Below are 10,356 nucleotides of genomic sequence, written 5' to 3' on the forward strand. Positions count from 1 at the left end.
CCCCCCCCCCCCCCCCCCCACCTCACTACCCTCGCGTGCCTTGTGAGCACTGGAACGACCCCCGCCATCCTCCTCCACGAACTGTTCTCCGGTGATGGACCCCACGGGGAGCAGGCCGATCGGTTCGTTGCGGGCTCATGTATCAGGTGTGGCGAGGCCGTGGTGGCGGACGACTTCCTGACTCGCTCCGGCGAGGCCGCCGCGTGCGGCCCGTGTCGCGCCTCCGGCTGACCTCAGAGCGCGCTCTCAACCCCTCCAGGCCACTGTCCCGGCCGGTACCTCGACGATCGATCCGTCGACCCAGGTGGCGACGACCCTCGCTCGCCGCACCTCGTCAGGGGTTGTCTCCACCGGGTCATTTGTCAACACCGTCAGGTTGGCGGCGGTTCCCGGCTCTAGAGACGAGGAGGTGCCGGTGGCGGCCGCTGCCCCCGAGGTGAAAAGACTGAACGCGGCCTCCGGGCCCAATCCTTCCTCGGGCACGATGCCGCTGCGGTCACGGGCGGCGGCGACCCCCCACAGCGGATCCGGGGTCTCCACCGGGGAGTCCGAGCCGCCGGCGAGCGGGGCCCCCGCCTCCGCCAGGGACCGGAACGGGTAGGTGCGGCGCAGGCGATCGGGCCCGACGCGCTTCTCCAACCAGCCGGTCTCGGACGGCATGAAGGCCGGCTGCACCGAGGCGGTGACCCCGAGCGACCCGAAGCGGCGGATGTCCCGCTCGGTCAGCACCGAGGCGTGTTCGATCCGTAACCGGGTCGGATCCGCCCCGTGCGCGATCAGATGCTCCATCAGGTTCAGCGCCCGCTCGTTGGCGAGGTCGCCGATGGCGTGCAATGCCACCCGGCCCTCGAGGGCGAGGGCGGCGGTGGCCATCTCCCGGGCCCACTCCGGGTCGAGTCGATCGGTGCCCCGCTGCTTAGGATCGTCGGTGAAGCCCTCATGCATTGCCGCGGTGTGCCCACCCAGGCTTCCATCCGAGAACATCTTGAAGCCGGCGAACCGCACCCGGCCTCGGAGGCCCGCAAGGCGTCGGGCGGCCGATTCGAGGTCGGCGGGCGTCTGGGCGATCACGAACACTTCCATGGCGATGGGGATTCGTTCCGCCGCCTCGATCAGCAGATCCAGTTCCGACCCGGCTCCGGCCCAGCATCCCGCCTCGTGATCGACGATGGCGCCGATCCCGGTCAGCCCGAGCGAGGCCAGTGCTACGGCAGCGTCGACCATGTCATCCGGAGTGACCTCGGGGGCGATCGAACCGAGGACCATGGCCACCGGCTCGACCGCCGTTTCGCGAAGGACGCCGGTGGGCCGCCCCAGTTCGTCCCGGTCGATCGAGCCGCGGGGAGGGTTGGGGGTGGAATCGTCGATCCCCGCCAGAGCGAGGGCGGCGGAATTCGCCACCGCGATGTGCCCGCAATAGCGGACCACCAGGCTGGGCCGGTCGCCCATGACCCGATCGAGGAAGTGGCGATCCGGCAGGCGACCTTCGGCGAGTGACTCGTCGTCGAGCCGGAGGGCGACCATGGCCGACCCCGGCGACTGGCTTCCGGCAGCTGTCCGCAAGATGTCGGCGACGTCGTCGAGGTCGCGGGCATCCTTCAGCACCGGGCGGTTCAGCGATGCGGCGTACCCGATCGGGTGCAGATGAGCGTCGACCATCCCCGGCACGATCGTCGCCCCGGGATAGGCCACTTCGAGGTGGTCAGGTGAGCGGAGCCGGGCGGCGTCCCCCACCTCCACGATGCGCCCGTTGTCCACCAACAGCGCGTTCCCCAGCACCCGCGCCGCGTCGCGCACCCTTTCGGCGATCAGCAGGTGGCGCATCGGCGCGAGGGTAATGAGTCCCCAGTCCCCGGTCTCCAGGTTCCGGGCGGCCAGCCGCCTCCCCGCCTGCTACTTGGGGGGCTCTGGCTGGGGACTGGGGACTGGAGACTGGAGACTGGCTCGCACGGCGCTCCTCAACTCCTCGTGGATCAAACCGTTGGTTGCCACCAGGTCGTGGTGGGTGGCGGGTCCGCCATCCGAGGAGGTGGTGGTGCCGCCGGCCTCTTGGATCAACAACAAACCGGCGGAGACATCCCAGGGCGCAAGTCGGATCTCCCAGTGGCCGTCGTAACGTCCACACGCGACCCAGGCGAGGTCCATCGCCACCGAGCCCATCCGACGGAGACCTTGGGCGACCCGGAGGACGGCGTTGACCATTCGGGTGTAGTCGTCGGCGCGTTCCTGCCGGTCGTAGGCAAAGCCGGTCGACACGAGAGCGGCGCCGATGGGGGCCGTCGTCGAGACGGCGATGGGTGCCCCGTCAAGGAACGCTCCCGCGCCGCGCACCGCCCAGAACTCCTCGTCGCGGTACACGTCGCGGATGACGCCCACTGCCGCCTGACCGTCGATCTCGAGGGCGATCGAGACCGCCACCTGAGGAACCCCGTGGAGAAAGTTGACGGTACCGTCCAACGGGTCGATCACCCAGATGCGCCCCACCTCCGTGGCGGCGGCGGAACCCTCCTCGGCAAGGAACCCATCGTCGGGGCGTTCCCGCTGGATGATCGCCGTGATCGCCGCCTCGGCTTCCCGGTCGGCCGCGGTTACGGGGTCGACGGCTCCCTTGAAGTCGGCAACCCGGGTACCAGCCTCGGAAATGATTCGGGCGGCTGCCACCGCCGCGGCACGGGCCAGTTGGAGGTCGTCCATCGGAGGTGACGATAGGAACGCGCATGGCGCATCGCGCATCCCTCACTACTCTCGCCGCCCGATGATCCAGATCGCCGCGGTACTGCTCTCGGCGCTCCTCATGTGGGCGTCCTTCCCGCCGCTCGACTGGGGCTTCCTCGTCTTTGTGGCACCGGCGCCCTTTCTATGGGCACTGCGCCGGGTGTCCACCGCCCGACAGGCGGGATGGCTGGGCTTCTTGTTCGGGGTGGCGTTCTTTGGACCCATGCTGGTGTGGATTTTCGTTCTCGGAGCAGTCGCCTGGATCCCGTTGTCGATTCTGATGGGCCTGTGGGCAGCGGGATTCGGCCTCGTCATGTATCTCGCCCGCACGTGGTCTCCGTGGCGCTGGTGGTTGATGGCCGTCGGGGGATGGGCCTTGTGGGAGTTTCTCAAGGAGCGCCTCCCGCTCGGGGGATTCCCGTGGGGCTCAGCGGGCCACCCCATCGGAACTCTGGCCTGGCCGCGCGGCGCCGCCCAGTGGGTGGGGGCGAGCGGGTGGGCCGTGATCGTCGTGGGGGTGGCCGCGGGGATCGTGCTCATGATCGGCGAGGAACGAGACCGCCGTCCGCTGGAGCTGTCGGCCGCGGTCGTGGTGGTGCTGTCCCTCCTCGGCGCCGTCTTTGTGCCCGACGCCAACGGCATCCCCGTCGATGTCGCCATCGTCCAAGGGAATTCGCCGTGTCCCCGGGTTCACTGCGAGAACGAGAAGGTGCGCATCTACACCAGCCACATGTCCCTCTCCAACTTGATCGAGCCGGGGTCGGTGGACCTCGTCGTATGGGGGGAAGACTCCTTCGGCGGCGAGGTCAACCCGACATTCAACGAGAACGTGCGACTCGACATGGGAGCTCAGGCCCAGCGGATCGGCGCCTACCTGATCGCCGGCGGCACCCGGCCGGGGGAGCCGGGAACCTTCGAGAACTACAACGTCGTCTTCGACCCCAACGGCGAGATCGTCGGCGAATATCTCAAGCGACACGGGGTGCCCTTCGGTGAGTACGTGCCGTTTCGGAAGCTGCTTCAGTTCATACCGCAGCTCGGCGCGGTTCCCAACGACCTCGCCCCGGGCGACGGCCCGGTGGTCTTCCCGATCTCGGTGGACGAAGGCACCGGGGTGTTCGGCTCGGTGATCTCGTTCGAAGGGGCCTTTGCTCGAACCATCCGCAGCGAGGTGCGGGCGGGAGCACAGATGGTCGTCGTCGCCACCAATGAGGGCTCATACGGGCGAGGGGCGGCCTCGGACCAGTTGATCGGCATGGTGCGGATGTCGGCGGCGTCCCTCGGCATCGACATCGTCCACTCGGCGGTCACCGGACGCTCCACTCTGATCCGGGCAGACGGCTCGGTTACCCGGCGCACCGATCTCTTCGAGGAGGACCTGTTGCGGGGCCGGGTGAACCTGCAGACCTCGCGCCGCACCGTCTATGCCGTCGCCGGTGACTGGCTGCAGATCCTCGCCATCCTCTCCGCCACTGGCATCCTCGCCACGACAATCGGAGGCGGCCGCTCCCGAGACTTCAAGATCAGGCCGCAGAGGAGATAGGCCGGCGACCGCCGGCCCCAATCGCGGCGAGCGGAGCGAGCCCTACAGAACCAGCGTTCCGTTACGGCCTTCCAGTGCGTCTGCCAGCGATTCCACGTTGGTGATGAGGGCGGGGCGGCCGGTGGCACGAGCGTATGCAATGGCTGACTCGACCTTCGGGCCCATCGACCCAGGCGGGAATTCACCCTCGTCCAACAGCTCCTGGGCTCGATCGATGCTCATCTCGAGTATCGGCGCCTCGTCGCTGGTCCCGAATCCGACGGAGGCGTGGGGTACTTCGGTGAGGATGATGAAGCTGCGAGCGTCGAGACGAATGGCGACGAGGGCTGCGGTCCGATCCTTGTCGATCACGGCTTCGACTCCGACCAACTCTCCGCCGTCCGCCCGAGCCACCGGGATCCCGCCGCCACCGCCGGCGACCACGAGCCGCCCGGCGGCGGCGGCTGCCGAGATCGCATCGATCTCGATCACATCGATCGGCAGGGGCGACGGCACCAGCCGGCGGACGCCCTTCCCGGCGACCGTCACCACTTGCCACCCGCGCTCCGCGACCAGGTCGGCACGATCGGTCTCCGGGTAGAACGGGCCAACGGGCTTGGTCGGGTTGGCCATTGCCGGGTCCGCCGGGTCAACCACCACCTGGGTCACCACCGTGACGACCTGGATCGCCCGGGCACGGAGGGCGTTGTGGAGTGACCGCGAGAGGAGGTACCCGATGCTTCCCTGTGTCTCCGCCACGAGCACGTCAAGCGCGGACGCCGGTACTTCGTTGCGGCCCGCCTCGTTCTGCAGGAGCAGCGCCCCCACCTGGGGGCCATTGCCATGAACCAGCACCAACCCTGAGTCGTCGGACAGCAGCGTCAGCATCGCCTCCGCGAAGGCACCGGCCTGGGCGGCGGCAGCATCCGGGTCGCGGGCGTCTGGTAGCAATGCGTTGCCACCGAAGGCAACGACCGGTGGCCCGCCCCCGGCCGGTGGGGAAGCACCTGGCTGCATTGCGTCAGCCCTCGTAGGCGGTCAGTGCAGCGTCGATGATGTCGATTCCCTGGTCGAGTTCGGCCGCCGTCACGCACAGGGGCGGGATGAACCGAATCACGTTGCCGTTGGGTCCGCAGTCCAGGATCAGCAGGCCGTGCTCCCTGGTGTGCTTGGCGAGGAACGGGAACGCGTCCGGGTCCGGGGTATTGGTGCCGGGCTTCACCAGCTCGACGCCGATCATCAGGCCGAGTCCACGGACGTCGCCGATGGTGCGATGCCGCTTCTTCATCTCGTTGAATCGAGCGAAGGCGCGCTTGGAAAGCGCCGGCGTCTTCGGGATGAGCCCGGCGAGCACATCCATGTTGGCGGCGGCGGCGGCGCACGCCACCGGATTGCCTCCGAACGTGGTGCCGTGCGAGCCGGGCGTCCATCTATCGAAGATCTCGCTCCGGGCACCGATGGCCGACAGCGGCAGTCCGTTGGCGATCGCTTTGCCCATCAGCAGCACGTCCGGCTCTACGCCGAAGTGCTCCGACGCGAACCATTTGGCGGTTCTCCCGAAACCGGTCTGGATCTCGTCGAAGACGAGGAGGATTCCATGCTCCTTCGCCAGCTCGGCGAGATGCTTCATGAAGCGCACCGGGGCCGGGTAGTAGCCGCCCTCACCCTGCACCGGTTCGATGAGGAACGCCGCCACCTCCTTGGGGGTCACCTCGTGGGCGAACTTCATGTCCAGTTCACGGATGGCGTAGTCGGTGGCCTCGTCTTCGGTCATCCCCCAGCCAAAGGGATGGGGAAACGGGGTCACGAACACCGATGGCACCAGCGGGTGGTATCCCTCGCGGTACTTCGCCTTCGAGGTCGTGTAGGTGACGGAGCCCATGGTGCGTCCGTGGAATCCGCCGCGGAACACCACCACCCCCTGGCGGCCGGTGGTCTTGCGGGCGAGCTTGATGCCGGCTTCCACCGCCTCGGCCCCGGAGTTCATGAAGAACAGCCGGTCGATCGAAGGAGGGGTGATCTCGAGCACCTTCTCGGCCGCCGTCACCAGCGAGTCGTAGCGGAACGCCCCGCCCGCGTGCCACACCTTGTCGAGTTGGTCCTTGGCGGCGGCGACCACCGCGGGGTGGTTGTGGCCGGAGTTGACGACGGAGATGCCGCAGGCGAAGTCGAGATACTTCTCACCTTCGACGTCGGTCACCCACGCGCCGTCTCCGGAGACGATCTCCAGGTCGGAGTCCCAGGTGATTACGGGGGCATAGACCTTCTCATGGCGCTGGACGAGGCTGTTCATAGGGGCTCCTGTGGGGGTCGGCGACGGATGGACGCGGGTCAGGGAGCGCTCTAGGGAGAGGCGAAAAGGTGGCCCCGCTGGCTCCGCGGCGTCGTCGGCATGACACAATCATGCCACGCCGGGGGAGTCCGATGGGGCGAATCTCCCCGAAGCCCCGGACCGCCATCCTCGGGAGGAGTGATCAGAGTGCCGTCGTTCGATGTCGTATCCCAGGTCGATGTTCAGGAAGTGCGCAACGCCGTCGACCAGGCAGGGCGCGAGGTGGGGACGCGGTACGACTTCAAGGGGACCAGCACCTCCGTGCATCTCACCGACGAAGGGATCGCCCTGGAGTCGTCGACGGAGGACCGCCTGAAGGCGGCCATCGAAGTGCTGAAGGAGCGCCTGGTCCACCGGAAGGTCTCACTGAAGTCGCTCGCCGGCGGAGTTCCTCAGCCCGCAGGAGGCGCCAGGTACAAGGCACTGTTCACCCTCAACAAGGGTCTCGACCAGGAAGCCGCCCGGGAGGTCTCCAAGAAGATCCGCGAGATGGCCGTCAAGGTCCAGGCCCAGATCAACGGCGACCTGGTCCGAGTCTCGGGCAAGAAGCGCGACGACCTCCAGGAAGTCATCGCCGAGCTACGCACCCTCGACTACCGCCTCCCCCTGCAATACGTGAATTTCAGGGAGTGAGTCGGCCGGCTCCGCCGGCCTCCTGCAATGCGCGATGCGCAATGAGCGACGCGAGATACGCAACACGCGCCGCGCATCGCGCATCGCGCATTGCGGTTGACCCGCCCAGGCCCGCCGCCCTACTTCAGCGCTATCCACGTCTGTTTCGCGTACGCCATGGTGCGTCCCCGGGCGTCGGCGATGGCGGTGCCGGCGTAGGCCTTGCGGCCTTCGATCCCCATTTGCCATCCATAGGAGACGAGGGTGGCACCGACCGGAATGGGGGTCACGATCCTGGCCGTCATCCGGCCGAGCACCACCGGGTCCGACGTGAGTTCCCGCATCGTCGCCCATGCTCCGGGGCAGTCGAGGGCAGCCCAGACGACCTCCGGAGCGAGGTGATCATCGAGCGAGGGAAGCGACTCGGCGGCGGTCCACGGCGATGCGACCAATCCGGTGCCGAACACCGGGCCAGGATGCACCCGCAGTCCGTCGTCACGCTCCGTGCCGCATGTGAAGCATGTCGGGAACTCGTGCTGCTGGTAGCCGAGGTAGCGCTCGCGGGCGGTTTCGGCTTGCTCGAGAGAGGGCGAAGTGGGTATGTCGAGTTCGATCGTCACCGGCCGCACCTCGGCAACCAGGGTGTCCCCGTCGTGGACGGCGACCTTCCCGTCGTCGGCCCTCACTGTCATGGGCGTGTCGAGCGGTGGCGGTGAGCGCAGGGTCACCTCGGCATCCCCGGGATACTGCGAGGCAAATTGGGCGGCGAACAACCCGGCGCTATATCCGCCGTTTCCCGACCCCGGGGGGCCGTTGAACCGGGCGGGGATGATCACAGCACCCGGCTGAGGAATTCGCGGCACCTTTCGTTCTGCGGGTCGCGGAACACGTCGGCAGGAATTCCCTCCTCGAGGATGAGGCCCTCGTCCATGAACAGCAGCCGGCTGCCGACCTCGCGAGCGAAGCCCATCTCGTGGGTGACCACGACCATGGTCATGCCCTCCGAGGCGAGTTGCTTCATCACGGTGAGGACTTCGCCGACGAGTTCCGGGTCGAGGGCGGAAGTCACCTCGTCGAACAGCATCACCTTGGGCTTCATCGCCAGTGATCTCGCGATGGCGACCCGCTGCTGCTGTCCGCCCGACAACTCCGATGGGTAGGCGTTCTCCTTCTCGGGGATGCCGACGTGCCCCAATTGCTCACGACCGCGAGCAGTCGCCTCCTCCGGAGGCAGGCCGAGAACCTTCAACAGTGCCAGGGTCACGTTCTCCAGCGCGGTGAGATGGGGGAAGAGGTTGAACTGCTGGAACACCATCCCCATATGGGTGCGGGCTTCGTTCAAGTCCGTGCGGATGTCGGTCAGCTCCACCCCGTCGAAGAACACCTTGCCCTCTGTCGGCTGCTCGAGCATGTTGACGGTGCGCAGCAAAGTCGATTTCCCCGAACCCGACGGCCCGATCAGCAGCACCACCTCACCGGGCACCAGCTTCAGGTCGATTCCCCGCAGGACATGGTGATTGCCAAACCACTTGTGGATCCCCTCGAGCCGCACGAGAGAGCCGTCGGAGTTCATGGAAGGGAGGATACGGGATGCCGGCCCGAGGCCGGCACCCCGCATCCTCGCGATACGCAATTCGCGATACGCGATACGAAGGAACGCGGACCTCCGCTCCGAGCGCGTTCTTGCGAATTGCGAATTGCGAATTGCGGGTTGATGGATGACGGCGAAGACGTCATCCATCAACCAATCACACTCGTCAGCCCGCTTCGCAGGCGGCGCTCGACCAGCGTCACGACCCGGATCATCGGCAGCGTGATGATCAGGTATCCGGCTGCCGAGCCGAGCCAGGCGGTCGCGTCGAAGGTGGAGGCGTAGAGGCCGCGCCCGACTCCGAGCAGCTCCCTCTCGGCGATGGTCAGACCGAGGACGAACACCAACGAGGTGTCCTTGATCAGGATCACGAACTCGTTGAGTAGCGGCGGGATCACCCGGCGGATCGCCTGGGGGACGATCACGTACCGCATCGACTGCGGATAGGTGAGGCCGAGGGAGCGAGCCGCCTCGATCTGACCGCGCTCGAGGGATTGGATTCCGGCGCGGTACACCTCTGCCGAGTAGGCGGCGAGGTTGAGCCCGAGTACCAAAACCGCCACCGTGTACGCCTTCAGCGGCAGGCCCAGCGCCGGCACCACAGCGATGCCGGCGAAGGCAATCTGCCAGATGAGCGGCGTGCCGCGGAAGAAGTTGATGTAGATGCGGGCCGGGGCGCGCACCACCGGTCGCTTCGACATCGTGAACAGGGCGATCACCAACCCGAAGCCGAAACCGATTGCGGCGCCAGCCAGCGACAGCTTGAGGGTGTTCATTGCCCCCGAGGCAAACGATCCCACCGCGGCAGTTCCGAGGGTGCTCCACAGGGCTCCGAATCCGGCGCCGGCAAGCGCGGCCCACAGGACGGTCCGCGCCGGCGCCTTGCGCAACCGGACCCAGATCGCGGCGAGTCCTGCGGCGATCGTCCCCCACAGAAGCGCCAGCCCCACGATCGCCCCGATGGAGTCGGCGATTGCCGACCAGGCGAATCCGACTTCCTCGCCGATCGTGTTGAAGTTGAGGAAGTTGCGAGCGAATCGGTCGACATCGGTGCCCCTGAACCAGAGAATCAACACTGCGATGCCGATCACCTGGACCGCCAGCCACGCCCCCGAGATGGCCGCGTCACGCGCCGGGCGGGTGGGCATCCGGCGGTAGCTGCCGAATCCCGCCGCGACGATGCCCACGGCGGCGACGAGCGAGATCTGGGACACCAGGGCGAATCCGTTCGAACTGATCCCTTCGGCGAGCGGGTCGGACGGAGAGCACACCAGACGGGTCACGTCCGGCGGGCAAGGCTGGGTCCAGCCGTGGGCGGTGAGCACCGCCAGCGAGCCGGCGATGACGAATAGCAAAGCGCCGGAGCCGGCTAGAAGCACGGCCGCCGACCAGCGAGTCTGGTTCCGTAAGTAGTAGCGCAGCCCGCGATCGGGCGGCGCCATGGCGTCGGCGGTCAAGGCGACCATCTCTGTCCTCCGTCCATCGAATTCCCCGGAGGTTATAGAGTCGGCCGGCGTCTCCCCCCGGCTTCCTGTCAAGACCGGGGACATGGTTGACAATCGTGCGGGGAGATCCTTGACACTT

The 10,356-nt window shown here is 67.4% G+C and carries 10 protein-coding genes; 3 read left to right on the forward strand and 7 right to left on the reverse strand.

From position 1 onward, the window contains the following. Window positions 1-42: 42 nt before the first annotated feature. On the forward strand, window positions 43-231 hold the full coding sequence (locus WD184_04130) for a hypothetical protein (protein ID MEX0825929.1): 189 nt from the start codon (window positions 43-45) through the stop codon (window positions 229-231). Between the two features lie 15 nt (window positions 232-246). Here WD184_04130 and WD184_04135 read toward each other — a convergent pair whose 3' ends face one another. Together WD184_04135 and WD184_04140 are read right to left on the reverse strand one after the other, a co-directional pair. Further along, window positions 247-1,824 (reverse strand): amidohydrolase, encoded by a 1,578-nt coding sequence (locus tag WD184_04135; GenBank protein MEX0825930.1) that lies wholly within the window; start codon window positions 1,822-1,824, stop codon window positions 247-249. A gap of 69 nt (window positions 1,825-1,893) precedes the next feature. Then, window positions 1,894-2,694: an inositol monophosphatase family protein gene (locus tag WD184_04140; protein MEX0825931.1), complete on the reverse strand. Its 801-nt coding sequence runs from the start codon at window positions 2,692-2,694 to the stop codon at window positions 1,894-1,896. A 61-nt stretch (window positions 2,695-2,755) separates the two neighbouring features. Between WD184_04140 and lnt the strand changes: the two genes are divergently transcribed. Next, complete coding sequence (lnt, locus tag WD184_04145) at window positions 2,756-4,258, forward strand: apolipoprotein N-acyltransferase (GenBank protein ID MEX0825932.1); 1,503 nt, start codon at window positions 2,756-2,758, stop codon at window positions 4,256-4,258. Between the two features lie 42 nt (window positions 4,259-4,300). Here lnt and WD184_04150 read toward each other — a convergent pair whose 3' ends face one another. Both WD184_04150 and WD184_04155 read right to left on the reverse strand, forming a co-directional pair. Continuing rightward, complete coding sequence (locus tag WD184_04150; protein MEX0825933.1) at window positions 4,301-5,254, reverse strand: carbamate kinase; 954 nt, start codon at window positions 5,252-5,254, stop codon at window positions 4,301-4,303. Between the two features lie 4 nt (window positions 5,255-5,258). Then, window positions 5,259-6,530, reverse strand: coding sequence for an aminotransferase class III-fold pyridoxal phosphate-dependent enzyme (locus WD184_04155; protein MEX0825934.1), 1,272 nt, complete (start codon window positions 6,528-6,530; stop codon window positions 5,259-5,261). Between the two features lie 180 nt (window positions 6,531-6,710). Between WD184_04155 and WD184_04160 the strand changes: the two genes are divergently transcribed. Beyond that, entirely contained in the window at window positions 6,711-7,202 is a 492-nt protein-coding gene (locus WD184_04160) for a YajQ family cyclic di-GMP-binding protein (GenBank protein MEX0825935.1), read from the forward strand. A 119-nt stretch (window positions 7,203-7,321) separates the two neighbouring features. Here the strand turns inward: WD184_04160 and WD184_04165 are convergent, their stop codons facing one another. The 3 genes from WD184_04165 to WD184_04175 form a co-directional block, all read right to left on the reverse strand. Next, complete coding sequence (locus WD184_04165) at window positions 7,322-8,044, reverse strand: hypothetical protein (protein ID MEX0825936.1); 723 nt, start codon at window positions 8,042-8,044, stop codon at window positions 7,322-7,324. After that, entirely contained in the window at window positions 8,014-8,754 is a 741-nt protein-coding gene (locus WD184_04170) for an amino acid ABC transporter ATP-binding protein (GenBank protein MEX0825937.1), read from the reverse strand. The genes WD184_04165 and WD184_04170 overlap by 31 nt, the downstream gene beginning before the upstream one ends. A gap of 167 nt (window positions 8,755-8,921) precedes the next feature. Then, on the reverse strand, window positions 8,922-10,238 hold the full coding sequence (locus WD184_04175; GenBank protein ID MEX0825938.1) for an amino acid ABC transporter permease: 1,317 nt from the start codon (window positions 10,236-10,238) through the stop codon (window positions 8,922-8,924). Window positions 10,239-10,356 lie beyond the last annotated feature (118 nt).

The organism is Acidimicrobiia bacterium (assembly GCA_040878325.1).
Lineage (GTDB): Bacteria > Actinomycetota > Acidimicrobiia > Spongiisociales > UBA11373 > JAUYIV01.

Coding starts and splice junctions, on each gene's coding strand:
- WD184_04170 (MEX0825937.1), bottom strand. CDS start 8,754: ATGAACTCCGACGGCTCTCTCGTGCGGCTCGAGGGGATCCACAAGTGG.
- WD184_04135 (MEX0825930.1), bottom strand. CDS start 1,824: ATGCGCCACCTGCTGATCGCCGAAAGGGTGCGCGACGCGGCGCGGGTG.
- WD184_04150 (MEX0825933.1), bottom strand. CDS start 5,254: ATGCAGCCAGGTGCTTCCCCACCGGCCGGGGGCGGGCCACCGGTCGTT.
- WD184_04155 (MEX0825934.1), bottom strand. CDS start 6,530: ATGAACAGCCTCGTCCAGCGCCATGAGAAGGTCTATGCCCCCGTAATC.
- lnt (MEX0825932.1), top strand. CDS start 2,756: ATGATCCAGATCGCCGCGGTACTGCTCTCGGCGCTCCTCATGTGGGCG.
- WD184_04140 (MEX0825931.1), bottom strand. CDS start 2,694: ATGGACGACCTCCAACTGGCCCGTGCCGCGGCGGTGGCAGCCGCCCGA.
- WD184_04175 (MEX0825938.1), bottom strand. CDS start 10,238: ATGGTCGCCTTGACCGCCGACGCCATGGCGCCGCCCGATCGCGGGCTG.